Source organism: Polymorphospora rubra, assembly GCF_018324255.1.
GTDB lineage: Bacteria > Actinomycetota > Actinomycetes > Mycobacteriales > Micromonosporaceae > Polymorphospora > Polymorphospora rubra.
In genome coordinates this window covers 4,217,410-4,243,009 of record NZ_AP023359.1, presented here as the reverse complement: position 1 = coordinate 4,243,009, position 25,600 = coordinate 4,217,410, and the positions used below count along the sequence as shown (strand labels likewise).

Annotated in this window: 17 protein-coding genes, 2 tRNA genes and 1 pseudogene; 7 read left to right on the top strand and 13 right to left on the bottom strand. The window is 68.4% G+C overall.

From position 1 onward, the window contains the following. Positions 1 to 27: 27 nt before the first annotated feature. Both leuD and leuC read right to left on the bottom strand, forming a co-directional pair. On the bottom strand, positions 28 to 615 hold the full coding sequence (leuD, locus tag Prubr_RS19230; RefSeq protein WP_212816340.1) for a 3-isopropylmalate dehydratase small subunit: 588 nt from the start codon (positions 613 to 615) through the stop codon (positions 28 to 30). A gap of 15 nt (positions 616 to 630) precedes the next feature. Continuing rightward, positions 631 to 2,085, bottom strand: a complete 1,455-nt coding sequence (leuC, locus tag Prubr_RS19225) for a 3-isopropylmalate dehydratase large subunit (protein ID WP_212816339.1) — start codon at positions 2,083 to 2,085, stop codon at positions 631 to 633. Positions 2,086 to 2,134: 49 nt separating this feature from the next. Between leuC and Prubr_RS19220 the strand changes: the two are divergent. Further along, positions 2,135 to 2,820 (top strand): annotated as a pseudogene (locus Prubr_RS19220) (IclR family transcriptional regulator). Between the two features lie 488 nt (positions 2,821 to 3,308). Here Prubr_RS19220 and Prubr_RS19215 read toward each other — a convergent pair. From Prubr_RS19215 to Prubr_RS19205, 3 genes are all read right to left on the bottom strand, one after another. Then, a tRNA-Glu gene (locus tag Prubr_RS19215) sits at positions 3,309 to 3,381 on the bottom strand. A gap of 95 nt (positions 3,382 to 3,476) precedes the next feature. Continuing rightward, positions 3,477 to 3,548 (bottom strand) — tRNA-Gln (locus tag Prubr_RS19210). 194 nt (positions 3,549 to 3,742) lie between these two features. Further along, positions 3,743 to 4,546 (bottom strand): fumarylacetoacetate hydrolase family protein, encoded by an 804-nt coding sequence (locus Prubr_RS19205; RefSeq protein ID WP_212816338.1) that lies wholly within the window; start codon positions 4,544 to 4,546, stop codon positions 3,743 to 3,745. 141 nt (positions 4,547 to 4,687) lie between these two features. On the opposite strand from Prubr_RS19205, the gene Prubr_RS19200 reads away from it, so the two are divergent. Both Prubr_RS19200 and Prubr_RS19195 read left to right on the top strand, forming a co-directional pair. Beyond that, on the top strand, positions 4,688 to 5,842 hold the full coding sequence (locus tag Prubr_RS19200; protein WP_212816337.1) for a DUF4381 domain-containing protein: 1,155 nt from the start codon (positions 4,688 to 4,690) through the stop codon (positions 5,840 to 5,842). Between the two features lie 82 nt (positions 5,843 to 5,924). Continuing rightward, on the top strand, positions 5,925 to 6,830 hold the full coding sequence (locus Prubr_RS19195; RefSeq protein ID WP_212816336.1) for an adaptor complexes medium subunit family protein: 906 nt from the start codon (positions 5,925 to 5,927) through the stop codon (positions 6,828 to 6,830). A 1,302-nt stretch (positions 6,831 to 8,132) separates the two neighbouring features. Here Prubr_RS19195 and Prubr_RS19190 read toward each other — a convergent pair. Next, positions 8,133 to 8,525 (bottom strand): hypothetical protein, encoded by a 393-nt coding sequence (locus Prubr_RS19190; protein WP_212816335.1) that lies wholly within the window; start codon positions 8,523 to 8,525, stop codon positions 8,133 to 8,135. A gap of 64 nt (positions 8,526 to 8,589) precedes the next feature. Continuing rightward, on the bottom strand, positions 8,590 to 12,462 hold the full coding sequence (locus Prubr_RS19185; protein ID WP_212816334.1) for an RHS repeat-associated core domain-containing protein: 3,873 nt from the start codon (positions 12,460 to 12,462) through the stop codon (positions 8,590 to 8,592). A gap of 10 nt (positions 12,463 to 12,472) precedes the next feature. Between Prubr_RS19185 and Prubr_RS19180 the strand changes: the two genes are divergently transcribed. Next, complete coding sequence (locus Prubr_RS19180; protein WP_212816333.1) at positions 12,473 to 12,862, top strand: hypothetical protein; 390 nt, start codon at positions 12,473 to 12,475, stop codon at positions 12,860 to 12,862. Here the strand turns inward: Prubr_RS19180 and Prubr_RS19175 are convergent. Next, positions 12,849 to 15,482: a hypothetical protein gene (locus tag Prubr_RS19175; RefSeq protein ID WP_212816332.1), complete on the bottom strand. Its 2,634-nt coding sequence runs from the start codon at positions 15,480 to 15,482 to the stop codon at positions 12,849 to 12,851. The two genes, Prubr_RS19180 and Prubr_RS19175, sit on opposite strands and share 14 nt — an antisense overlap. Before the next feature lie 253 nt (positions 15,483 to 15,735). Between Prubr_RS19175 and Prubr_RS19170 the strand changes: the two genes are divergently transcribed. The 3 genes from Prubr_RS19170 to Prubr_RS19160 all read left to right on the top strand — a co-directional run bounded on the left by Prubr_RS19170 (position 15,736) and on the right by Prubr_RS19160 (position 20,974). After that, positions 15,736 to 18,546: an FG-GAP-like repeat-containing protein gene (locus Prubr_RS19170; protein ID WP_212816331.1), complete on the top strand. Its 2,811-nt coding sequence runs from the start codon at positions 15,736 to 15,738 to the stop codon at positions 18,544 to 18,546. Further along, positions 18,474 to 19,217 carry a hypothetical protein gene (locus Prubr_RS19165; RefSeq protein WP_212816330.1) on the top strand — a complete coding sequence of 248 codons (744 nt, stop codon included), beginning with the start codon at positions 18,474 to 18,476 and terminating at the stop codon, positions 19,215 to 19,217. Before Prubr_RS19170 ends, Prubr_RS19165 begins: the two co-directional genes overlap by 73 nt. A 440-nt stretch (positions 19,218 to 19,657) precedes the next feature. Further along, a complete protein-coding gene (locus Prubr_RS19160) occupies positions 19,658 to 20,974 on the top strand; it encodes an FG-GAP repeat domain-containing protein (protein WP_212816329.1) in 1,317 nt (438 codons plus the stop codon). A gap of 60 nt (positions 20,975 to 21,034) precedes the next feature. Here Prubr_RS19160 and arfB read toward each other — a convergent pair whose 3' ends face one another. From arfB to Prubr_RS19135, 5 genes are all read right to left on the bottom strand, one after another. After that, the gene (arfB, locus tag Prubr_RS19155) at positions 21,035 to 21,460 is read right to left on the bottom strand and encodes an alternative ribosome rescue aminoacyl-tRNA hydrolase ArfB (protein ID WP_212816328.1); all 426 of its coding nucleotides are present in this window, start codon (positions 21,458 to 21,460) and stop codon (positions 21,035 to 21,037) included. A gap of 154 nt (positions 21,461 to 21,614) precedes the next feature. Continuing rightward, the gene (locus Prubr_RS19150) at positions 21,615 to 22,901 is read right to left on the bottom strand and encodes a sensor histidine kinase (protein WP_212816327.1); all 1,287 of its coding nucleotides are present in this window, start codon (positions 22,899 to 22,901) and stop codon (positions 21,615 to 21,617) included. Then, entirely contained in the window at positions 22,898 to 23,581 is a 684-nt protein-coding gene (locus tag Prubr_RS19145) for a response regulator transcription factor (RefSeq protein ID WP_212816326.1), read from the bottom strand. Before Prubr_RS19145 ends, Prubr_RS19150 begins: the two co-directional genes overlap by 4 nt. 100 nt (positions 23,582 to 23,681) lie before the next feature. Next, positions 23,682 to 24,575 carry a S1C family serine protease gene (locus Prubr_RS19140; RefSeq protein ID WP_212816325.1) on the bottom strand — a complete coding sequence of 298 codons (894 nt, stop codon included), beginning with the start codon at positions 24,573 to 24,575 and terminating at the stop codon, positions 23,682 to 23,684. Positions 24,576 to 24,631: 56 nt separating this feature from the next. Further along, a complete protein-coding gene (locus tag Prubr_RS19135; protein ID WP_212816324.1) occupies positions 24,632 to 25,594 on the bottom strand; it encodes a VWA domain-containing protein in 963 nt (320 codons plus the stop codon). Positions 25,595 to 25,600 lie beyond the last annotated feature (6 nt).

Below are 25,600 nucleotides of genomic sequence, written 5' to 3'. Positions count from 1 at the left end.
AAACCGCTGTGTGGTCAGGCGTACGGCCTAGGCGACGACCGGCAGGAAGGGCAGCCGGCGCTCCTCGTAGGCGCCGATCGCCGACTCGTGGCGAAGCGTCAAACCGATGTCGTCCAAGCCTTCCAGCAGCCGCCAACGGCTGAAGTCGTCGAGCGGGAACGGCCAGGCCGCGTCGCCGACGCGGACCTCGCGGGCGGTCAGGTCGACGGTCACCGGCGTTGCCGGATCGGCTTCGAGCCGGGCCCACAACTCTTCGACGACTGTCAATTCCAGCTCGACCGGCAGAAGGCCTTCCTTGAGCGCGTTGCCGCGGAAGATGTCGCCGAAGCGCGGCGAGACGACGGCCCGGAACCCGAAGTCGCGCAGCGCCCAGACGGCATGCTCGCGGGACGACCCGGTGCCGAACTCCGGGCCGGCGACGAGGATCGACGCACCGGAATACCTCGAATCGTTGAGCACGAATGCGGGATCCTCCCGCCACGCACTGAACAGACCGTCGGCGAAGCCGGTTCTGGTCACCCGCTTGAGATACACGGCCGGGATGATCTGATCGGTATCCACATTGGAGCGCCGCAGTGGCACCGCGCCGCCGGTGTGAACGGTGAACTTTTCCATCGTCTTCTCAGCCCTTCACAGATCGGCGGGAGCGGCGAGACGGCCGGTCACGGCGGTGGCCGCGGCGACCGGCGGCGACACCAGATGGGTACGCCCACCACGGCCCTGCCGGCCCTCGAAGTTGCGGTTGGACGTCGACGCCGATCGCTCGCCGGGCCGGAGCGTGTCGGGGTTCATGCCCAGACACATGGAGCAGCCGGCGAAGCGCCACTCCGCACCCGCGTCGATGAAGACCTTGTCCAGTCCCTCGTGTTCGGCCGCCTCCCGCACCGCGGCCGACCCCGGTACCACCAGCATCCGTACGCTGTCGGCGACCTTGCGCCCGCGCAGCACGTCGGCGGCGGCCCGCAGGTCCTCCAGCCGGCCGTTGGTGCACGAGCCGACGAAGACCACGTCGACCGGCACGTCGCGCAGCGGCGTACCGGGCCGCAGGTCCATGTATTCCAGGGCCCGCTGGGCCGCCGTACGCTCCGCGTCGTTGTCGAAGTCGTCCGGCGCGGGCACCGCGCCGTTCAGGGCCGCGCCCTGGCCGGGGTTGGTGCCCCAGGTGACGAACGGGCTGATCCGGCCCGCGTCGAGCGTCACCTCGGTGTCGAAGGTCGCCCCCTCGTCGGTGGGCAGGCTGCGCCAGTACTCCAGCGCGGCGTCCCAGTCCGCGCCCTGCGGCGCGTTCGGCCGTCCCTTGAGGTACGCGTACGTCGTCTCGTCCGGCGCGATCATGCCGGCCTTGGCGCCCCACTCGATCGACATGTTGGCGATCGTCATGCGGCCCTCCATGGACAGCGCCCGGATCGCCTCGCCGCGGTACTCGACGATGTGGCCACGGCCGCCACCGGTGCCGACCTGTGTGATCAGGGCGAGCACGAGGTCCTTGGCGGTGACGCCGGGCGCCAGTTCACCGACCACGTTGACCGCCATCGTCTTCGGCCGGGCCTGCGGCAGCGTCTGGGTCGCCAGCACGTGCTCGACCTCGCTGGTGCCGATGCCGAACGCCAGGGCGCCGAACGCGCCGTGGGTGGCGGTGTGCGAATCGCCACACACGATCGTCAGACCGGGCTGGGTCAGGCCGAGCTGCGGCCCGATGACGTGGACGATGCCCTGGTTGTCGTCGCCGAGCGCGTGCAGCTTGACGCCGAACTCGGCGCAGTTGCGGCGCAGCGTCTCGATCTGGGTACGCGACGTCGGGTCGGCGATCGTCAGCAGGTCACCGCGGCGGGCGTTGAACGACGGGTCGTCGTACCCGGTCGGGGTGTTGTGGTCCTCGGTCGCGAGCGTGAGATCCGTACGTCGCACGCGGCGGCCGGCCATCCGCAGGCCGTCGAACGCCTGCGGGCTGGTCACCTCGTGGAGCAAATGCAAATCAATGAAGAGCAGATCCGGCTCACCCTCGGCGGATCGCACCACGTGAGCGTCCCAGACCTTCTCGGCCAGGGTCCTGGGCGATGTTGGCTTCGGAGTGACTCCCACCATCTGGACATCCTAAATTCTGGGAGGTATGTTTCGGCTTGTGGGACACAGTATGAGCGGTGTCGGCGTTCTCGACAAGGCGGTGGTCATCCTCGCCGCCTGCGTCGACGGCGCCAGCCTGGCCGAACTCGTCGACCGTACGAAGCTGCCGCGGGCCACCGCGCACCGCCTCGCGCAGGCGCTGGAGATCCACCGGATGCTGGTCCGCGACACCCAGGGACGCTGGCGGCCCGGCCCCGGCTCGGCGAACTCGCCAACGCCGCGCCCGACGTGCTGCTGACGGCCGCCGAGCCGCTGCTCGCCGCGCTGCGCGACGCCACCGGCGAAAGTGCCCAGCTCTACCTGCGCCGCGCCGACGAACGCATCTGCGTCGCCGCCGCCGAGCGGGCCAGCGGGCTGCGCGACACCGTCCCGGTCGGCTCCGTGCTGCCGATGACGGCCGGCTCCGCCGCCCAGATCCTGCTCGCCTGGGAGCCGCCCGAGGCGGTCATGCCACTGCTGCCCCGCTGCAAGTTCACCGGCCGCACCCTGGCCGAGGTACGCCGCCGCGGCTGGGCGCAGTCGGTCGCCGAACGGGAGGCGGGTGTGGCGAGCGTCTCCGCCCCGATCCGCGACCGGACCGGCCGGGTCATCGCCTCGATCAGCGTCTCCGGCCCGCTGGAACGGCTCGGCCGCCGCCCCGGCGACCGCCACGCCATGGCCGTGGTCCGCGCCGGCCAACGCCTGAGCGGCCTCTGACACTCCCCTTCTTGATCCGCGTGATCAGGGAGTAAATCGCGCGTGTCGGCGGTGCGGCGCCTGCAGAACTCCCTGATCACCGGGATCAAGGAAGGCACCGCCCGCCACCGCCCTGCCACCCCGACCGCTCCGCCACCCCGGCCGCTCTGCCACCCCGACCGCTGGGCCGCCTCGGCCGCTGGGCCACCTCGGCCGCTGGGCCACCTCGGCCGCCTCGGCCCCACAGGAGCAGTCCAGCCCGGCCGCCACCGGACCGGCCCGGTCCTCGACAGCCCGGTCTTCGGCAGCACCTCAGGGCATGGACGCCCTGCCAGCTCAGCCCTCCTTGATCCCGGTGATCAGGGAGTACGACACACGACACACCGGCGACACGCACGATTTAGTCCCTGATCACGCGGATCAACGGGAGTGGAGGGGGTATTAGGGGATCTGAGAGAGTGGGAAAAGCGAACTGCCCGTGTCACCGGAGTGACACGGGCAGTTATCTGTAGCCCCGACGGGATTCGAACCCGCGCTACCGCCTTGAGAGGGCGGCGTCCTAGGCCGCTAGACGACGGGGCCAGGACTTTTCTTCACTTTTGCCGTTTTTCCTTGCGGTCCAACGGTGCTGAACTCTATCAGAGCTCAGCGCCGGCGCCCTATCCGGGCATCGGTTGCTGGGGTACCAGGACTCGAACCTAGACTAACTGAACCAGAATCAGTTGGGCTGCCAATTACCCCATACCCCATTGGCGCCTATGGCCTTCCTGCTCACAGCCTTCCCACTCGTTGCGCTGTTATGCAACTTGTGGTCCTGCTGCTTGCGGCACCGGGGCTGAACTTTACCGGACCCGGTGGAGGGTGCCAAATCCGATCCCCCCACCGGCCCCCAAACCACCGTGCCCCGCCGACGCGCCGTGCGCCGACAGGGCACGGGCCCGACTCAGTCGAGCGCGACGACGGGGTTGGCCAGTTCGCCCAGCCCCTCGATCCGTACGACCACGGTGTCGCCCGCCGTGACGGGACTCACCCCGGCCGGCGTGCCGGTCAACACCACGTCGCCGGGCAGCAGCGTCATCACGTGCGAGATGTACGACACCAGCGCCGGCACGTCGAAGACCATGTCCTTGGTCCGGCCGAGCTGGCGTACCTCCATCTCCTCGGGTTTGCGCCCCACCTCGCAGCGGACCTCGAGGTCGCTGACGTCGAGGCCGGTGACGATCCACGGCCCGAGCGGGCAGAACGAGTCGAACCCCTTCGCCCGTGTCCACTGGCCGTCGGAGCGTTGCAGGTCCCGCGCGGTGACGTCGTTCGCGCCGACGTACCCGAAGATGGCCTTCTCGGCGGCGGCCCGGTCGGCGCGACGGGCGCCCGGCGGGCCGATGACGACGCCGAGTTCGGCCTCGTGCTCGACCTGCTTCGACTGGGCCGGCAACCGGATCGCGTCGTTGGGGCCGATCACCGACGTCGACGGCTTGAGGAAGAGCAGGGGCTCGGCCGGAACCTCCGCGCCGTGCTCGGCGGCGTGGTCGGCGTAGTTGCGCCCGACGCACACGACCTTGCTGGGCAGGATCGGTGAGAGCAGGCGTACGTCGGCGAGCGCCCACCGCTGGTTGGTGAACGTGATCCGGCCGAACGGGTGGCCCTCGATCTCGGCGACGGTCAGACCTTCCGGGCCGGCGCCGGGTTCACCCTCGACGACCCCGAACGACATTCCACTGGCATGGGCAAAACGAGCGATACGCACCAGGCCAATCTAGTCGCCCGGGCCGGTGGCCTGGGCGGCGGAGCGTACCAGCGGGCCTGCGGACGGTTTCCGGAACGGACCTTTCCCGCATACCGCACCGGCTGCCGGCCTAGCGTCGGTTGCGGGAGGTCCCGAACCGAGATGACCCGAACCCCGATCCGACTGGCCGCGCTGACCGTCCTCGTGTCTGTCGCCATGCCCGCCACAGCCGTACCCGCCGGCACCGCTCAGACGCCCACCCACCTCGCCCGGGCCGGCGCGCACGCCGTCACCGTCAAGGTCTCCGGCAGCGGCGGCTCGGCCCCGTACTACCGCACCGAGGTACGCAACGAGAGCCCCGAGCCGCTCGACGTGGTCGTCCGGCAGGGCGTGCCGGCCGGCACCGCGGTCGCGGCGGTCAGCGACGGCGGCTACCAGGCACGCAACGAGATCACCTGGCGGCTCCGGCTGGTACCCGGCGAAAGCCTCCAGCGCAGTGCGTCCCTCGCCCCGGCCGGCACCATGCGCGAGGTCGTCGTGCCCGCCTGCGCCTACCCGACGCAGGGCGACCAGCCGTACGACTGCGCCTCCACGACCTGGGCCGCACCCGCGCTGCCCGTCGTGAAGGCGGCGCCGCCGTGGTGGATGACGCTGCCGGCCCTGATCGGCTCGATCGGCGTCGTGCTGCTCGCCGCGCTGTTCTTCACCTGGCGGAGGTGGAGCGCACCGCGCCGGCTCGCCCGCGCCGAACGCTTCCGCAGCGAGATGCCCCGCTACCGCTGGCGGTACGGCCCTCCGGTGTGGACACTCGTGCTGCTGTCGGCCGCGATGGTGACCGTCGTGGGCGCGCTCGCCGCCTGGCAGGGCGCGGTCCGGTTCAACCGGGCCGGCGAGACGACCCGGGCCGCGCTCGAGGAGGGCAAGGGCTGGATCGGCGACACCACGCTGGGCCAGCTCGGCGCCCCGATGCGGGAACAGTTCTTCGAGTTCGCCGTCTACCGGGTCACCTGCGAGCCGCCGGCCGGCGGCAAGGGCCGGTGCGTCACCGTCGTCGGGCTGCGCAACGTCAGCGGCGAGAGCAAACCGTGGTACGGCATGCTCCAGCGGGCGTACCAGCCGAACGGCAACTGGGTCAGCGTCGACGAGGAGGCGACCCGGGCGGTCAACGGCGGACGGGACCTCTTCGCCACCCCGGTGCCCGCCGGGGAAGAACTGCTCTTCCCGCTGGCCTTCACGGTCAACGGCGAGACCCCGCCGGACCGGATCGAGCTGCGCGGCGGCGTCTTCTCCGCCGGCGTCACCGTCCGCCTCCCGTAGGCCCGCGCAGCCAGCCGCCGACGGCTCACGGCGGCGGAAAGGCCCACCGGGTACGGCCGCACGCCCGCCGTACCCTGATGGGGTGACCGTTCCCGCCGCGACCGTCGCCGTGCTGCCGCCGGCAGTGTGGCGGGCCCGGCGTGCCGCGCACGAGGAGCGCGTCGACCGGTGGCTCGTCCCGCACCTGGCACGCCGCCGCACGGGCGTGAAGCATCCGGTCGAGGACTTCCTGTTCACCTACTACTCGTACCGGCCGGCGCAGCTGCGGCGCTGGCATCCGGGTGCCGGGGTGACGCTCGACGGCGCCGACGTGACCGGGTTCGGCCGCGACTACCGGGCTGTCGCGGACGGGGTGACCGTCGACACCGGGGCGCTGTGGCAGCGCCGGGGCGAATCGGTGGCCTGGATCCACGAACTGCTCACCCGCACCGCCGCCCGGCCGGCCCACCTCGGCTGTTTCGGCATGCACGAGTGGGCGATGGTCTACCGCCAGACCCAGGACGAGGTACGCCACAACGCCTGGCCGCTGCGGCTGTCGCCGGCGGAGACGGCCGACACCGTCGAGGCGAACCGGATCCGGTGCAGCCACTTCGACGCGTACCGGTTCTTCACCGCGCCGGCCCGGCCGCTGAACCTGCTGCGGCCGACCCGGGAGACACAGGCGGCGAACGAACAGCCGGGCTGCCTGCACGCGAACATGGACCTCTACAAGTGGGCGTACAAGCTGTCGCCGCTCGTACCGGCGGAACTGGTCGCGGACTGCTTCGAGCTGGCCCGGGAGATCCGCACCCTCGACATGCGGGCTTCGCCGTACGACCTCGCGGCGCTCGGCTGTCCCCCGGTCCGGGTCGAGACCCCGGAGGGCCGTTCCGAGTACGCCGTACTGCAACGCGGCTTCGCCGACCGCGCCGCACTCCTGCGAGCCCGCCTGATCGCGGAGTGCCGGCGACACCTCCCGGCGCGGGAGAGGTCAACCGCGGTTCCGTAGGACCCGCACGCTCCGGCCCATGACGCGCGGAAAGCCGTTGGGTACGCGGGGAACTCTCCTGGATCCGGTCGGATCCGCCTTGCCGGGTGCACGGTAACTCGGTCCCGGCGCTCCAAGCGTTCCTCGCCGGGTGGTCGGCCCACCGGGTCAACCTGCACACGGATAAACCGACGAAACTGAAGTCGGTTACAGTCCAACGAATGGAAGATTCTCGGGCGAGTAACGGTGATAATCTGCTCCACGACGTCACACTGCACATGACCGCTAGAGTCGACCAGTTGCCCTCAGTGCAGCAATAGGCGGAGTCAGCTGCCATGCTTCGGCCCCTCAGCACCGTGGAATCCGTTCGAAAATTCGTCGGCGATCCACCTGATCACGGAATGAGGATCGCACTTGCGGGCCTCTAACCTTGACAGCGCGACTCCACGAATAACTGGGTCCCACTTCGCCTGGACCATCGACCATACGCCAAGGTCGGGGGGCGGCGTCAACAAATTTGCGAGATCGGCGTCCGACTACCAACAAAGTCGAGCCCTCAATTCCCGAACAATCTCCACAAGTCCCATCTCAGCAGAGATAATCGACGTCAGGCCTGAGCAGCAAGGGCCTCTTTCCAGCGACTTAAACCTTCCCTAACGTCGGCCGACATCTACTCCCGGAATCGAAGCATGTCACGCAAAGAAAAGCGGATCCTTGGGAGCCGATGGATGCGCTCTGGCGTGACCGACCCAATACCCGTCACCCGAGTAGAAGACACCGCCCTCTCTAGATCACTCAAACACTCTCCCTCACTCGATATGTCATTTACAAACTTCTGCCAGATTCCATCGAATCCAAGCGGAGAACACACGCCTACCTCGGCCCGCCAGAACGGCATGTGCTACATCTCGCTAATCGCCCCCCGGATGAATTTCCACCCGTGACACCACCTCACCCCGGGCCGTCTTGCTCTCAACAGCAATCACAGGCACCTTCCACGCACAGCTCGCCATAACTAATTTGTTGCGTGAAGCCCGATTCCGCATTCGCTGACACGGACCTCCGGCGACCCCCTAAGTACTGTCAGTTATTTGACTCCCGGATCGCCGCTTAACGGTAACGTAAACGCGATCCCGCCCCTTCAAGTCGAAGCATCTGCGGAGTCTCCGAGATCTTATACGTCTCTCAGTCCTGACCGGTCTTTGTATCAACTTGGCAGTCACACAACTCCCACCAGTAGCCGACATCAACATATGCCACGTAACCACGGACCTTCACCGAACGCATCCACACATGGCCAGAAACCCAACGATAATCACCGCGTCAGAGGTACTCAGCGCCTTTCGGCCATTCGACAGACTGAGGCGACGCCACCAGCACAGCAAGAATCGCCTCAACGTCCTCGTCGGTAAGAACAATCAAGCTCCATCCACCACCCCTCAGAGAGAACAGACCTACCGGCGGACCATCCTCTTCAAGAATCGCAAATAAGCCATGCCACCCAAATCTGCTATTCCGGTACTCATCCACGGAATACCGGTCCCGATGCGTGCCGCGAAGTATCGACCTTGAGCCGACCCCAACAGAGATTTCCTCGGGTTGCTCCTCAAGAATCCTCGATAAAATCGCGGGTGACACCAATGCAAGCGACTGGCACTTGGACGCCTGCAGCAGCTTTCCTATCTTCCCGACCGAAACTTTTCGCACAACTGTCAAGATTTACTTCTCACTTCCACTTCCAGAGGGCGGCACCCGCAGGCACCACCCCTCGGAATCATGATTATCCGAACCCAAGGTCATCTGGACTCATACCAGACCGCACCGGTACACTTCTCCCTCTCATGACCCCTTGAATGATTACTTCAAATTCGCCCCGATACTCAGCCCACGGCTGATCATTCACATGAACATGATTGCGCCCACCGGGAATGGTAGCAGCGATTACAACTCCATTGTTACCACCCCTCGTCGCGGCGCGGATAGCGACAGCAGGATTAGTGGTCCAGCTAGTGTAGTCACTATCCGTCCGTCCCAGGTGATGCATCATGGGCGTCGAGGCTCCACCACGAGGTCTGGCAACTCCTTCGACGGCATCAGCAAAAGCAGGGTTGGGACCGCCAGTCTCACTACTCACCTCAGAGACTCCACGGTAGACGGTTGTGCCACCGCGGCAGTTGTGTACGAGTACCGGCGTGTTGCTGGCGAGTACGTGGTATGTGTGGGTGTCGGTGATGGTGAGGTTGTGGACCCGCTGCTGGCCGGTGTAGGCGTGGACGGCGGTGATCTGGACCCAAGTACCGGCGGCGGTCTGCAGCCACTGACCGGGCTGGAGCTTGGCCGCGTCGATCCAGGCACCGAGTTCGGGCATCCAGAAGGGGTGGCCATCGGTGGCGGTGATCGTGGCGGTCTGGTCGCCAGTGTCGGTGTCGGTGTCGACCGTGACATCCACCAGGTCCTTGGAGCCCTCGCCCACGATCACCGCAGACACCGTGCTGTCCACGGTTTCGCCGGTTTCGGTGTCGTAGGCGACGACCTCGTCACCCAGCTCGACGTCCTCAATCGGCTTGGTCGTACCGTCGGCAAGCAAAACGTGTGTGCCGGGGGTGAAGCTGTTGTCCACGCAGGATCTACCGGCGGCGCTATCCCCCTGTTTGGCTGCTGTCGCCGCCGCGTCGTCGGCCGTCTTCGCCGCAGCAGCCGCCGCGTCGTCGGCCGCCTGTTTCGCCGCCGCCGCGGCCGCCTCGTCGGCGCGGCGTAGGACAGACTGCGCCCACTTCATCTCGTCGAACCAGGACAGGACGGCTTTGCCCGCCCTCAACAGCGCCTCGCCGATCTTCTTCGCCTTGAACAGCTTCCCCCACGGCAGCGCGCCCACCACGCTCATGACGCAGGCGCCGACATCGCCGTTCATGACACAGTCCCGGATGTCGTTGATCCCCAGGACCTCCATGAGGATCTGCCCACCCGCGCCGATCACCACGTCGAGAAGCGTCTTCTCCTTGGTCTGCTTGGCCTTCCTGACCTCCTCGTCACTCGGCCCGGACGGAGTAGGCTTTCCCGCCGCCGGCGGCACCCGCTTATACACACCACCGCCCTGCGTGATACCGGTCCGGGGGTCGTGCACCGTCGAGCAGTCATCGTCGACGCAGAACCGCAGACCGGACGGGTCGGTGTACGTCGCAGGCGAGTTGTTCGCGTACGCGTAGCCGTGCATCTGCTGCGGCTCGCCATGGTCCACGACCGGGTCCACCGACAGGAACCGGCCCACCGCGGGGTCGTACTCCCGGGCACCCAGACTCGTCAACCCGGTCGAGGCGTCGATCGTCCCGCCCACGAACCCCTTCTGCCCCGGCCACACCGACGGCTGGGCACCACGCGGCTGCCCGTACGGCGTGAACTTCCGCCGCGTCGACGCCAACGACACCGCGTCGATCGACTGCTGCGCCGTACCGTGGTGGTCAGCGATCAGGAAATTGACCTTGTTACCCGGCGTGCGCACCGCCCCGACACCCGAGTAGTAACGGGTACCCGACACCGCCGCCGTCGACTTGGTCAGCGTCAACTCCGTGCCGCCCAGGTACAGGGTGACCGTCGTCGGATCCCGCCGGATCAACCGGCTACCGCTCGCGTCGTACACGTACTCCGTGACCTGCGAACCTTTCGTCACCTTCGACAGGCGACCCTCCGGGTTCCACTCCAGCTCCTGGGTCGTGCCGCCGATCACCCGCTCGATCGTGTTACCGGCCGCGTCGTACTCGAACTCGTCCAACCGCGACCCACCCGGCAAGCCCGCACTCGGCGGTCCGGACGTTGTCACCGCCGACAGCGTGTGCGGCTGCGCACCGCCCGCCGCCGGGTACGAGTACTCGGCCTCGACGTCGGCGCCGCCACCGGTCGTGTCGTGCTGAACCTCGGTCAGTCGGTTGCCGACCGCGTCGAACGTGTACGAGTGCCAGTACGGATTCGGGCCACCCACCGTTGACGGCGACGGCACAGCGGCACAGTCGTCCGTGCCCGTCCACGCGTCGGTCATCCGCCGCAGGTGGTCGTAGGCGAAGCACTGCGTGTCGGTGGTCGTATTCTGCTCTACGCCCTTGATTCGGGTGATGTTCCCGATTGAATCGTAGGAGTAGGTGATTTCGTCGAGCCGAACCGGAGCGACCACCCTGTCGACAAGGAACTGTTGTAGCCGGCGGGTTCCCGCTTCGTAGGTGTACGTCAGGAATACTTCTTTACCCAGGTTGCCGAGCGTATGCCGCAGTGGCTCACCGTACGGACTGTAGTCGGTCATCTGCAGGTAGCGAGCCAGGCCCCGCACGGTGACCGGCATGTCCGACCCATCGTATTCGTACGTCACGACCTCGGACGGCAGGCCGGCGCCGCTGGGGTACGTGTTCGTCTTCAACAGGCCAGTGTTGGCGCTGTAGCTGGCTCCGAACGAGTACTGGCCGGCAAGCGCTCCCTCGCTGGCCGGGATCGTGTACTTCGTCCCGGTCGGCTGGTACCGGGTGTTGTAGCCGGTGACCTCGGTGGTGTAGGCGTTCGTGCCGATCCAGCGGGTCGAGGAGGTCGGCAGCCCGAGGGCAAGGGTGTCATACGTCCACTCGGCGGCCACCGTGCCCGTGGTCGGCGAACCGTGCCGCAGCTTTGTGGGGCGGCCCAACACGTCGTAGTTGAACGAGACGGTCTGGCCGCGGGCGTCCGTCGTCGAGACCGGACGGTCAGCGTCGTCGTAAGTCGTGGTGGTCTCACCACGGTCGGGGTGGTCCGTCCGCACCTGGCGGCCGCGCAGGTCGTAGCCGTACTCCCAGATGTTGCCGGCCGGGTCCTCGACCTCGCTCGGTCGGCCGAACCGGTCGTACCGGTAGGTGGTGGCGTCGTACGTCCCGCTCGGGGTTGCGCCGTGGTACTGCCGCAGTTCGGTGGTTCGGCCTTGGGCATCGGTGATCCTGGTGGTCGCGGTGCCGCCCGTCGGCGGATCGACGTGGATCCGATCGCCGCCGTAGCCGGTGACAGTCCGCCACTGTTCGACATCGTTTCGGAGGAAGGTCTCGGTGACCGGTCGTCCCAGTCCGTCGTACTGGTACCTCATCTGGCTGGGGATGACCTCGTCGTCCTCGTATCCGAACAGTTCGGCAGACGGGAATGCGGCGTTGTGGTAAGCCGCGTTCTTCTTGACAACCAGCCCTCGGTCGTCATAGAAGGTGTCGGTGAGTACCCGTCCGCCATTTGCGCCGGGTTGCTGGGTCTGTCGGAGCCGCAGGAGTCCGTCGTAGATCTCGTAGCCGATCCGGTAGGAACCGTCTTCCTTCAGGGTTTCGGTGGTCACGACGACCGGTGCTTCGGCTGTGAGCTGGTAGCTGAAGCGGCTGTTCGGCGCGTTCGGATGGGTGGCTTTGTCACGGCCGGGCAGCCACACACCGGTGAGGCGCCCGAGCGGGTCGTACGCCAGGTCGGTGCGGCGTCCGTTGGCGTCGACCTCGGCGACCACGATGCCCCACCGTGGGTCGAGGTGGGTGGTGGACTCGTGCAGTTTCGCATTGGTGGTGACGATCTGGCTGACGAGCGCGTCGGCGGCCGGAACGTATTCGGTTTCGCTCTTGTTGCCGTCGACGTCGTACTGCTCGGTCACCCGGCCGTAGGCGTCGAACACCGTTCGTCCGGTGACCGCATACCGCGGTCCGCTCGCCGGCCATTCCATGAGTTCCTCGACCCGGGTGACGTTGCCGTGGGTCGGGGCGGTGCCCAGCGTGGTCGTCCCGTCGTGGTACATCCGGGTGTCGGAGACGACGTCGGCGGGGCGCGACGGGGTGGTCGAGCAGTTGACCGCGATCTTCTCGACCCGGCTGGCCGTGTTGAGGATCCACGCTGTTGTGTTGCGGGCGTACTCGTGCCGGGTGCAGGAGTCGTCGTTCGGGTCGGCGAGGTCACCGAGGTCGTTGGTCTGGGTCGGGATGCCGTACCCGTCGAAGCTGTGCTGGACCTCGGTCCGGCGCCAAGTGGTGTCGGACAGCAGCGTGCGGGATTTCACCGAGTTCGTCACAGTGACGTAGGCGGCCAGGTTGGTGGTGCCGCTACGGACCCGGGTCGCGGTGGCCGCCGAGCGGGACGGGGTGTTGACGGTGGCGGACTGCACGTTGCCGCCGTCGCCGGAGTAGTAGAGAGTCTCCCGGACCATGCCCTGGAACTGGGCCAGGTCGTTGACCTGTCCCCCTCGGAGTCGGTCACCTGGACGTTGCGGGTACCGCCGCCGGAGAGCCGGTCACCGTACATGCCGCGGAAGAACAGGGTATCGGTCAGGGACAGCGGCGTGGGTACGGTGCCGACCCGGGCCTTGACCCGGGCGTAGCCGCGCCACTGGCTCCACGTCCGGTGGGCGGTCTTGGTGAACTCGCTGTCGTCGTACGCCCAGGCGGGAGCGCCGACGTACTCGTAGTTGGTCTCTTTCGGCGGCGCCGCCTTTTTCGTGCTGCGATCCTCTTCGGTGACCTTGACGGCTAGGTACTTGTGGAACCAGTCGAGGGTCGGGTTGGTGGCGCCCTCCGGGGTCCAGTAAACCGGGAAGCAGCGCATCGCATTGGTGTCCTGCGCGGACGGCAGCACCGTCGGGTTGCTGCGGCTGCACTGGGTGGCGGAGTATTCGACCCCGACGGTCGAGCCGGTCTCGGTGTGGATGGTGTTGATCCGGCGGCGGGTGAACGGCGGAATGCCCTCGAAGCCGTCGACCCGGTTGGCCATCAGGTGTCCGATGAAGCGAACCTGTGGGGTGGTTACGTTACCGCCGACCTTGCCGGTCCGGCTGATCCCCGACAGCCACAGCGCCGGCTCGGTGTCGTCGCCGGTGAGCGGAAACTCGTGCGACAGGTTCCAGGTGTTGACGTCGCTGTAGGCCGATCCCATCAGGACCTGGGTGGTGACGGCGGTCAGCCGCTTACGGGTCCAGAACGTGGGCGAGAAGCGGTCGGTGCAGGCGACGCCGGCCTCGCAGTTCTGGTCGAACGGGACGTCGGGCCAGTGGCCGGCGTTCGGCTTGGTGAACTGTGCCGGCGTGCAGGCGAAGGTCTCGGTCGGCAGGCACCGCTCGGCGGTGGTGAAGTTGACCCTGGCCGGGGCCGGCTTGGTGTATTCCTGGCCACTGCGGTGGCCGTACTCGATGCGGTCGAGGTAGCCGGCGCGGACGTAGGACACTCCGTTGGTGTTGAGGTTGAGTCCGTAGTGGTTGGTCTCGGTGTCGTAGAAGAAGGCCATCGAGTTGCCGCGCGGGTCGACGACGTGGTCGATGTTCCACCGCCAGGCCTGCTGGCACCAGGAGTTGGCGAAGGCCGTGGCCCGGCACGGGTCGCCGCTGTGGTTGCCGAAGACTGGCACGGTCCAGGCCGACCTGGTCTCCGGCTTGTTGCTCGTCCAGTTCGGCAGCCGGTTGCGGCCGAAGTAGTACTGGGTGCCGTCGGTGGTGGTCACCCGCCAGTGTTCGCCGTCGTTGTCGCCGTTGCTGGCCCCGGTCAACAGTTCGACTCGCGAGCCGTCGTCCTGCTGCGGCCGCCAGGCGCCTGTCGCGTCGTCGCGTACGAGTTCGGTGGTGCTGCCGTTGAGCGACAGGGTGACGTTGTGCGAGGCCCAGCACAGGTCACCGGTCTTGACGGTGTTGTTGGCCCCTGTCCCCATGTCCTCTGCGCACGACTTGTAGCGGCGCTCGATGTAGCCGGGCCAGAAGTCCCAGCCGTCACCGATCCAGGACGCCTGGTTGTTCGTGGCGACGGTTCGTCCGTCGACGCTGCCGGACGAGTACCCGAAACCGATCTGGGGTGCCGGACCGCCGAGCGACGGCGGCAGTTCCAGCGGGTACGACCAGGAGAAGTCACCGGACGATCCGCCGGCGCTCCAGGTGCCGGTCGGGCTGAGCGTGGTCGCCGCGTAGCTGCCGGAAGTGCCGGCAGCGGCCGCGGTGACGGCGAGCAGGGTTTCCGGGGCAGCCCCCGCTGCCCGCTCGCCCGCGGAACCGGCCGGAAGCACGGCTCCCGCGAGGTCGACCTCAGCGGTCAGCGTCGTCGTGTCGGCGTCGTTGCGGGTCGGCAGCACCGTCGGCTGCCGGCAGCCGGCCTGGTCCGGGTTGGTCAGCGCGCAGGAGGGGAGCCGGACCAGACGCAGGCGCGAGGCCCAGTCACCGCCGTACGCATGGCGAAACGATCCATAGTCGACCTCGACGGTGACCTTGCCGGCTTGGCCATCGTCGCTGCGGACACCGAGCAGTACGCCGGACACACCGACGCGGTTCGCGGTCGACTGGTCCCGGACGTCGATCGCGACCCGCGCCGGCACCGCCTGTCCGGCAACACCGGCCCGCTCGACGGATACCGGCGATGTCTCGGCACCGTCCTGGGTGGAGCGACCCGTCGGAGCGCCCGGTGTGACAATGCTCACGGAGGCGGCCGGCCAGCCGACCGGCCCGGCCTCCGGAGGCGGAGCCGGGGCCGGCGGGGGCGTCGGGTTGACCCGCGCCGACTTCCCGGGCACCGATTCCTCGGTCTGAAGTTCTGGCAGCTCCAGGGTGGGCTTGGCCTCGACCCGGATCGGGCTGAGCAGGGTTCCGGCCATGATGGCCGCAAGGGCTGCCGCGGTCCAGCTCACCCGACGGGTGACGTTGGTACGCAGGATCGATCGAACTCTGGCCACTACAGCCTCCCCGTGATGTCCACCCAGCGATGAGCGACACATCTGGCCGATACCGTACGAGGTCAGATCGTTACTCACAAGAGTGAATCTTTGACCCGTCGAGACAGTGAGTCTTTTCGATCGACAATGAGCTGATTGCCCACTTCGCAGAGTCAGATTCCCAGCTTGGAGGCCTTGTTCGGCCCTGATCGATCTGGTTGACTGCGCTGCGCTACCCGGGCACTACCGAAAGTCCGGGACACGGGGAGGTACGGTGTCGCCCAACCGACGGCTGTCCAGAACGGGTTCGCTACTCACTTCCACGATCGTCCTGCTGACCATCGCCGTGGTCGATCCCGTGATGGCGAGGGCGGAACCGTCGAAGCCCTCCTCGACCACCGGCGACGCCGCCGATCCGAACGACGCCTGGTACGCCACCGAGGCCGACGCCGGTCACGCCGCCCGTACCCATGGCGTCAAGATCGAGATCGACGCCATGACGACCGAGACCCAGCAGGTCTTCGCGAATCCGGGCGGGACGTTCACCCTCGAGCAACGGGTCCGCCCGGTACGCGTCAAGCACGGCGACTCGTGGACACCGGTGGACACGACCCTGGTGTTCACCCCGGACGGCCGGGTCGAGCCCAAGGTCACCGCCGTGGACCTGAGCTTCTCCGCCGGCGGCGACACGGCGCTCGCGCAACTCGCTCAGGACGGCCGGCGGCTGAACCTTGGTTGGGAGACCGAACTCCCCCGCCCCGTCCTCGACGGCGACACCGCCACGTACGCCAACGTGCTGCCCGACGTCGACCTTGTGGTCAAGGCCGACGTCGAAGGCTTCTCCGAGGTGCTGGTGATCAAGACCCCGGAAGCCGCCGAGAACCCAGCCCTGGCCACCGCACGATTCCCGATCAGCACCGACGGGCTCACCCTGAGTGCCGACAGTGCCGGCAACATCAACGCCCGCGACTCCGATGCCCGGCTCGTATTCTCCGCTCCCACGCCGCGGATGTGGGACTCGTCCGGCGACGCCGAACCGGGCCCGGCCAGCAGGCGGACATTCGACCACAACCGGGGTGCCCGCCAGACCGCAATGCCGGTGTCGATCGAGAACGGTGTGCTCACGGTCGTACCCGACCATGAACTGCTGACCGATAGCCAGACCCGCTTCCCGGTCTATCTCGATCCCTCCTTCGTCAGCGGCAGCCGACTGGCCTGGACGTCGGTTTGGAAGAAGTTCCCGAACACCCGCTACTGGAACGCCAACGACATCGCCCGAGTCGGCTACTCCCAACAGGACAATCTAGTCAACCGCTCCTTCTTCCGGATGAATACCAACGCGGTCAAGGGCAAGAACATCATCGAGGCGACGTTCCAGATCTGGGAAACGTATGCCTGGTCCTGCAACGCCCGGGAGGTGGAGGTCTGGCGAACCGGTTCGATCAACTCGTCCACTACCTGGGACAACCAGCCTCCCTGGATGAACAAGCTTGCCACCGTCAACGTGGCCAAGGGCTACAACTCCTCCTGCCCGGCGGGCGGGGTCGATTTCGACGTGACCGCGGGCGTACGAACCTCAGCGGGGGTCAACGCGGCCGACCTCACGCTCGGCCTGCGGGCCACCAGTGAGACCGACACCTTGGCTTGGAAGAAGTTCAGCAACAATCCCACCTTGAGCATCGAGTACAACTCGATCCCCGCGGTCCCGGCCAGCCTGTCGACCTCTCCGGGCGTCCCCTGCGGTGGCGGCAAGATCGGTAACAGGGACGTAGTACTCCGCGCCGTGCCGACCGATGCGGACGGCGGCCATGTTGTCGCCGAGTTCAATCTCTGGCCAACCGGCGGCGCAACCGCCGTCCGGAACGTAACGGTGACAAGTGGAAACACGGCCAGCACCACGTTCTCAGCACCCACGCTCACCGACGGCGTCACCTACAACTGGCGGGTCCGTGGCAAGGACAGCGACGATGGCGTCTCGTCCTGGTCAACCACCTGCTCCTTCACCGTCGACCAAACACTGCCCGAGGCAGATGTGACCGTCAGTTCGGCGCAGTACCCGAACTTCAACGCTGGAGGCGCCGTGAGCACCGTTCCAGCCGGCACGCCGGGCCAATTCACAATCAGCGCAGACGGCGATACAGACGTCGTCGGATTCTATTTCGGCATTGATGACGACGAACCATCCAGGTACGTCGCGGCCAACGCACCTGGCGGATCGGCCACGGTCACCCTTACACCGACGCGGACCGGACCCGGAATTCTGCATGTCAGGACCTCCGACGGAGTGAACTCTTCCGAGGAAACCGACAGCAGCTACATGTTCTTCGCTAGCGCACCGGCCGGACCACACAACGGCCGAGGTGACATCAACGCCGACGGAAAGACCGACATCATCGGCCGCACAGGTGGCGGCAGCCTCTGCCTCTATATCGGCAACGGTGCGGGCGGCTTCCTTGATGGGGACGGGTGCAGCATCGAAATCGACCATAACCGACAGGGTTGGCTGCACATCGTTCGTCCTGGCGACTGGGACGGCGACGGCTGGAACGACCTGGTCGTCGTCCATGCAGACGGCGACCTCGTCTACCACGCCGGGCGGGGACCCGGCAGTTTCGAAGCCGGCGGAACCGAGATCATCACCGACTGGGACGCCGAGGGTAACCCCGTGCCGACCACTGGCTGGGACCAGTACGACCTCGTCGTCGCACCCGGCGACTGGGACGGCGATGGTGCGCCGGACCTGATCGCGCGGCGTACAAACGGGGAGGTCGTCCTCCACCGGGGCAACGGATACGGTGGCTGGGCCGACGGATCGGCCTCGGTCCGGCTCGGATGGGGAACATGGCAGGGCTTCAACACCGTGACCGCCCCGGTGACCTCGACGGCGACGGCAAGCCTGACCTGCTCGCCCGCAAGCCCACCGGTGAACTCGTCCTCTTCCGCGGTAACGGCAAGGGCGGCTGGTACAGCCCGGGCGGCACGAAGTACACCACCTGGCAGTCTGGGCTCAACGTGCGGCAGCCCAACCCGACCTGCGACGCCTTTCCCAGCACCACCAACTGCCCTACGGTCATCGGCAATCTGAACACCACGACCCAGTTCACCCCGATCTGCCAACTCGTCGGATCGGGCGTCGGAGGCAATCCGTACTGGGTCCGTATCGTCACCTCCACCAACCTGACCGGCTGGATCGCGGGGTACTACGTCAACTACACCGAGAACCAGTTGCCCGACGTACCTAACTGCATCGCCGAAACCCGCACCACCTACACCGTCTGGGTCGACGGCGTCAACGTCTCGGAAACCAGCGCCGGTTGCGAGGCCGCACCGAGTACCACCAACTGCGCCACTCCGATCGACGTGCTCAACAACGGCGACATGTTCACCCCGATCTGCCAGCGCACCGGCCAAGTGGTCAACAACAACCCCTACTGGGTGTACGGCGTGAGTTCCAACGGGCAGACGGGTTGGATCGCGAACTGGTGGATGGACTACCCCGACAACCGGCTTCCACATCTCGGAATCTGCGGCAACTACAACGGGACGCAGATCGGTACCGGCTGGCAGACCTACAGCGGCGGCATCTTCGCCCCCGGAGACCTCAACGGTGACGGCAAGGCCGATGTCCTGGGCATCAAGGCGAACGGCGACCTGCACGTCTACTACGGCAACCACACCGGATCAAGCTACTTCAGCAACGCGGGCGGCGGCACCGTGATCGACACAGGCTGGAACATGTTCAACAAAGCCTTCTGACAGATCGTCCACAAGCCCAGCGAAGCGGGCGGCGACACCGCCATCTCAGAGGGTGCGCCGCCCGCCTCGAATGAGAACCTCTGCGTTCAGTCCGGCCAGGCATCCCACCGAAACCAGCGCGGATACGGGAGGATCACTTGTCGCTCAACCGGCGCCTGCCACGATCGGGTCCACTGTTCATCTCCACCCTGGTACTCCTACCCTTCGCGCTGCCACAGCCCGCGGCATATGCGGCTGCCCCGAACTCTCCCGGCGTCGGGCAGAACTCGGCGCCGTCGGTCCCCGGCAACCTGTCCACCGGTCCCGCCGGCCCCTGCTCGGGTGGCCTGATCGGCAGAAGCGATGTGACCCTGCTCGCGACGATGCATGACCCGGACGGTGGTCTCGTAACCGCCAGGTTCGCGTATTGGCCGACTGGCGGCCCGGAATCCGTCCGGAATGTGTCCGCCACCAGCGGCAGTACCGCGCTCACCGTCCTGTCCGGGAGTGAACTGGTCCACGGTGTCACCTACCACTGGCGGGTACGCGCGACGGACAGTGGAGGGTTGTCCTCCGCCTGGTCCGAAACCTGCTCGTTCACGCTCGACCGGACGCTGCCGGACGAGGACGTCACGATCACGTCGGTGCAGTACCCCGACTACAACCCGGGCGGCGCCGTCAGCACCGTTCCGGCCGGCACTCCGGGGCAGTTCACGATCAGCGCCGACGGCGACACCGAGGTCGTCGGCTTCTACTACGGAATCGACAACGACCAACCATCCCGGTACGTCGCCGCCGACGTACCGGGCGGGTCCGCCACGGTCACCCTCACGCCTGTCCGGTCCGGCCCCGGCATCCTGCACGTCCGGACCTTCGACGGGGTGAACCGGTCCGGAGAAGTCGACGACGACTACAGGTGGTTCGCCACGGCGCCGGCCGGACCACACGGTAGCCGGGGCGAGGTCAACGCCGACGGGACTACCGACATCATCGGCCGTACGCTCGGCGGCCATCTGTGTCTCCACCTCGGCGACGGTGCGGGCGGCTTCCTCGACGGCAACAAGTGCAGCCTGATGATCGACTACTGGCGCAATGGCCTGTTGCACCTTGTCCGTCCCGGCGACTGGGACGGCGACGGCTGGAACGACCTCGTCGCGGTGCAGGCCGACGGCGACCTCGTCTACTTCGCGGGACGGGGTACCGGCAGCTTCGAGGCGAGCGCGACCGAGGTCCCCTCCGGCTGGGACCCCGACGGCATCCCCGTCCCGACCACCAACTGGGACGGGTACGACCTCGTCGTCGCCCCAGGCGACTGGGACGGCGACGGTGCCCCGGACCTCATCACCCGGGACGCCGTCGGCGAGGTGGTCGTGCACCGGGGCAACGGCTTCGGTGGTTGGGCGGACCCGCCCACCACGATCAGCCTCGGCACCGGCATCTGGGACGACTTCGACACCGTCCTCGCGCCCGGCGACCTCGACGGGGACGGCCACCTCGACCTGCTGGCCCGCAAGCCGGCCGGGGAACTGGTCCTGCTGTCCGGCGCCGCGACCGGTACCCCGGCGGCCGGCGTGCAGATCGGCACCGGGTGGGACACGTACCGGCTGCTCTTCGCCCCGGGTGACTTCGACGGCGACGACAGTCCCGACGTGATGGGTGTCGACGCGGCCGGCAACCTGCTCGTCTTCTACGGCGACCCGACCGCCCCCGGCTACTTCGGCAACCCGGGCGGCACCACGATCGACACCGGCTGGAACGCCTTCGACAAGGCGTTCTGAGTATCTACCGGCCGCTGCCCGTCGTGCCCCGGTACGGCGGGCAGCGGCGTGCCCGGGCCGCTATTCGCCGTCGACGCGGCGGCCCTTCTTCAGTTGGGACTGCCGGCGCTTGGCGTCCAGGCGGCGCTCCTTCGAGGCCCGCGTCGGCCGGGTCGGCCGGCGGGGCGGCGCCGGCGGCGCGACCGCGTCGGCGAGCAGGGCGGCCAGCCGGGCCCGGGCGGCCTCCCGGTTGGCGAGTTGGGCACGGTGCTCGCTGGCGGTGATGGTGAGCACTCCGTCGACCAGCCGTCGGCCGAGCCGGTCCACGGCCCGGTCCCGCATCCAGTCCGGCAGGGTCGGCGAGGAGCCGACGTCGAAGGAGAGTTCGACGCGCGAGTCGGTCGTGTTCACTCCCTGGCCGCCCGGTCCCGACGAGCGGGAGAAACGCTCGCGCAGCTCACCACCGGGGATGGTGAGCCGGTCGTTGATCCTCAGCTCGTCGGCCATGCTCCGAGCATGCCCTACCCGGCCACCGATTAACCGCCCCGCCCCGACGCGTTGATCAAGGGGATCATCGCCGTGAAACGGGCACGATTCCCCACGACTAGTCCTTGATCAACGCGCCGGAACACGGCGGAACACGGCGGAGCGTGGGGTGAGGTCAGCCGGAGGGTTGGGCGGGGATGCGGCCTAGGTCGATCACGGGGCCCTGGTGCGGGCTCGGCGCCCCGTCGAGTGGTGACGACGTCGGCGGGGGCAGCTCGTCGGAGCGGTCCGGGGCCGGTAGCCACAGCACGAACGTGCTCCCCCTGCCGAGCGTGGAGAAGACCGCGACCTGCCCGCCGTGCGACTCGGCGATCTGCCGCACGATCGCCAACCCGAGCCCGGTACGGCGCTCGCGGGAGCCGGTCGGACCGCTCTCGCCCCGCCAGAACCGGTCGAAGACCCGGGCCTGGTCGGCGTCGGCGATACCCGGCCCCTCGTCGGTGACGGCGAGCCACAACCAGCCGCCCGACCGGCCGGTGGTGACGGTGACCGCCCCGCCGGGTGGCGAGAGCCGTACGGCGTTGGAGAGCAGGTTGCCGGTGGCCCGGCGCAGCGCGTCGTGGTCGCCGATGAGAACGAGGTCGTCCCGTACGGCGTACCGCAGGTCGACGTGGCGTTCGGCGGCGACGGCGGCGAACTCGTCGGCGGCCTCGCGGGCGACCATGCCGACATCCACGTCGGTGTCGGCGAGCCCGGTGGCGTCCCGGCGGGCGGTGGCGAGCAGGTCCTCGACGAGGCGGGACATCCGATCGGTGGCCCGGTCGATGACGGCGATGGCGCGCTCCCGTTCGGGTCCGGTCGCCTCGGCGGCGTCGATCAGGGAGGCGTCGAGGTTGGCCCGGATGATGGCGAGCGGGCTGCGCAGTTCGTGGGAGGCGTCGTCGATGAGCTGGCGTTGGGCGCGGAAGGCGTCGTCGAGGCGGTCGAGCATCGAGTCGATGGTGTCGGCGAGGTCGCGCAGTTCGTCGCGGGCGCCGTCGAGCCGGATGCGCCGGGACAGGTCGGTGGCCTGGATCTCGCGGGCGGTACGGGCGATGGCACCGACCGGGCGCAGCGCCCGCCCGGAGAGGACCCAGCCGATGCCGAGGCTGGCGACGAACAGCCCGCCGAGGGCGATCGCCGAGTAGTTGCGCAGGGTCTGCAGGGTGTTGAAGTTGACCGCCGACTCGATCTCGTCGACCGCGGCGACGTCGAGGGTGCCGACCGGGATGACCCGGCCGTCGGACTTCTCCTTGACGATGCGGGCCTGCTGGGACGTGATCGGCTTCGGGTCGGTGGTGCGTTCGACGGCGACGTACGTGACACCGAGCGCGGTCGCGGCGAGCGCGAACAGCAGCGTCGAGTAGAGCATCGTCAGCCGGAACCGGATCGACTGGAACAGCCGCAGGCGGGGTGTCCTCACAGCGCCTCCTTGAGGCGGTAGCCGCGTCCGACCACGGTCTCGATGAGTTGGCCGGGGCCGAGCTTGCGGCGCAGGGTGCCGACGGTGACCCGTACGGTCTGGGTGAAGGGGTCGGCGTTCTCGTCCCAGACGTGTTCGAGGAGTTCCTCGGCGGAGACGACGTGTCCGGGCCTGGTCATCAGGTATTCGAGCACGCCGAACTCCTTGCGGGTCAGGTGCAGGGCGTCGCCGTCGAGGCTGGCCGCGTGCCGGGCCGCGTCGAGCCGCAGCGCCCCGACCTGTACGACGGCGGTGGTGCCGCCGGTGTCGCGGCGGAGCAGGGCGCGGACCCGGGCCAGGAGTTCGGCCAGCGCGAACGGCTTGACGAGATAGTCGTCGGCGCCCTCGTCCAGGCCGCGGACCCGGTCGTCGAGGCCGCCGCGGGCGGTGAGCATCAGCACCCGGAGGTCGGTGCCGCCCTGCACCTCGATGTCGCCGGAGCGGATCTCGCGGCAGAGGTCGAAGCCGTTGTCGTCGGGCAGGTTCAGGTCGAGCAGCATCAGGTCGTACGCGTTGACGGCCAGCCGGTCCCGGGCACCGGCGGCGTCGCCGGCCACGTCGACGGCGTAGCCGGCACGCACCAGTCGCAGGCGGACGGCCTCCGCCAGGTCTTCCTCGTCTTCCACCACCAGCAGACGCATCCGCCAACCCTCGCCTTCACCGCCCCGGTCCGGGGCCTCCCGCACCGGCCCCGGTCCGCCGGCCGTCGCGCCGGCCGCGGACCGGGGACCTTCCGAAAAACTAGCCGCCCCGACCGATGATGCCGTCCGCCGACTGCTGGGCCCGCTCGATCGGGATGGCGAAGCCGATTCCGATCGAGCCGCCGCCCTCCAGGGTGGCGATGGCCGTGTTCACCCCGACGACCTCGCCCCGCGCGTTGACCAGCGGGCCGCCGGAGTTGCCCGGGTTGATCGACGCGTCGGTCTGCACCGCCTTCTGCCGCCCGCCGGTGCCGAGCCGTACCTCGCGGTCCAACGCGCTGACGATGCCGGCCGTGACGGTTCCGGACAGGCCGAGTGGTGACCCGACCGCCAGCACCGACTCGCCGACGTTGGTGGTGCCGGGCGGGGCGAGGGCCAGCGGGGCCAGGTTCGCGGCCGGGTCGACGCGCAGGACGGCGATGTCGCTGCCCGGGTCGCGGCCGACGACCTCGGCCGGGAACGTACGCCCGTCCGGCCCGACGACGATGACGTCGTTGCCGTTGCCGGCGTCGAGGATGTGGTCGTTGGTGATGATGTGCTGCTTGTCGTCGATCGCGAACCCGGATCCGCCGGCCGTGCCGCCGTTGCCGCGTACCTGCACCGACACGACGCCGGGCAGCGCGGTCGCGGCGGCCGCTACCAGGTCCGGTGGCAGGCCGACGGTGGCCGGCGTCGGGCTGGGCTGGGCGGCGGCGCTGGTGCCGGGCCGCGGCGGGTCGTCGCCGCTGGCGACGTAGCCGCCGGCGAGCGCGCCGGACACCGTCGACAGGGCGACGACGGCCAGGCCGGCGAGCAGGGTCCGCCGCCACCGTGCGGCCCGCGCCCCCGCCGGCTGTTCCTCGGGTACGTCGACCCGGGGCCGCCCGTGCGGGTCGAGTTGGGGCGAGACGAACCACGGACCACGCGGTTCGCCGAGCCCGGTCGGTGTGCTCATCGATCCACTCCTTTGTGGGATGCCGTGGGGGCAGCGGGGCGGAACGTGGGGTCGGGTCAGGGCAGCCGGGAGAACCACAGCATCGAGCCGGCCCCGGCGGCGAGTGCCAGCACCAGTCCGAACCCGATGAACCGGGCCGAGACGTCCTGGCGTTCGACCTGGTAGCCGACCGAGCTGCCGATGTCGGCGTAGACGGCGCGCAGTTCCTCGCTGCTGCCGGCCTCGTAGTAGCCGCCGCCGGTCTGGTCGGCGACGTCGCGCAGGTTCTCGCCGTCGACCGGGACCCGCATCGGCCGGCCGCTGCCCTGGCTGATGTAGCCGGAGTCGGTGCCGAAGGAGATGGCGTCGACGGGTACGCCGGCCGCGACGGCGTCGGATGCCGCGTCCTCGGGGTCGCGGCCGGAGGTGTTGGCCCCGTCGGAGAGCAGCACGATCCGGGCCGGCGGCGGGTCGTCGGCCGCCCGGGCGTCCAGCGAGCGGATCGCCTCCAGCGACGTGTTGATGGCCTCGCCGATCGCGGTGCCCTGGAGGCCGGTGCTGCCTTCGGCGAGCCGGTCGATGCCGCCGGCGATCGCCTCCCGGTCGGTGCCGGGCGCGACGAAGACGGAGGCGTTGCCGGCGAAGGCGACCAGCCCGACGTTGAACTGGTCCGGCAGTCCCTCGACGAAGCTGAGCGCGGCCGACTTGGCGGCGGCGAGCCGGTCCGGGCTGACGTCGGTGGCGAGCATCGACGTGGAGACGTCGACCGCGATGACGACGGTGGTGCGTTCCCTCGGCACCCGTACGTCGTCCATCGGCCGGGCGAAGCCGACGATCAGCAGGGCCAGCATGGCCAGGAAGAGGCTGGCCGGCACGTGCCGGCGCCAGGCGGGCTGTTTCGGGGCGACCCGGTCGAGCAGCCGCAGGTTGGTGAACCGTACGGCGTAGCGGCTGCGGCGGCGCTGCATGAGGACGTACCCGCCGATCAGGGCGAGCACGCCGAGCAGCAGCCAGAGCCGCTCGGGTGACTGCCAGCTCATCTCGAA

What these genes read in the sequence shown, in the direction of transcription:
- Prubr_RS19140 (WP_212816325.1), bottom strand. Translation starts at nt 24,575, where the DNA reads ATGAGCACACCGACCGGGCTCGGCGAACCGCGTGGTCCGTGGTTCGTC.
- Prubr_RS19135 (WP_212816324.1), bottom strand. Translation starts at nt 25,594, where the DNA reads ATGAGCTGGCAGTCACCCGAGCGGCTCTGGCTGCTGCTCGGCGTGCTC.
- leuC (WP_212816339.1), bottom strand. Translation starts at nt 2,085, where the DNA reads ATGGTGGGAGTCACTCCGAAGCCAACATCGCCCAGGACCCTGGCCGAG.
- leuD (WP_212816340.1), bottom strand. Translation starts at nt 615, where the DNA reads ATGGAAAAGTTCACCGTTCACACCGGCGGCGCGGTGCCACTGCGGCGC.
- arfB (WP_212816328.1), bottom strand. Translation starts at nt 21,460, where the DNA reads ATGGCCGACGAGCTGAGGATCAACGACCGGCTCACCATCCCCGGTGGT.
- Prubr_RS19200 (WP_212816337.1), top strand. Translation starts at nt 4,688, where the DNA reads ATGACCCGAACCCCGATCCGACTGGCCGCGCTGACCGTCCTCGTGTCT.
- Prubr_RS19145 (WP_212816326.1), bottom strand. Translation starts at nt 23,581, where the DNA reads ATGCGTCTGCTGGTGGTGGAAGACGAGGAAGACCTGGCGGAGGCCGTC.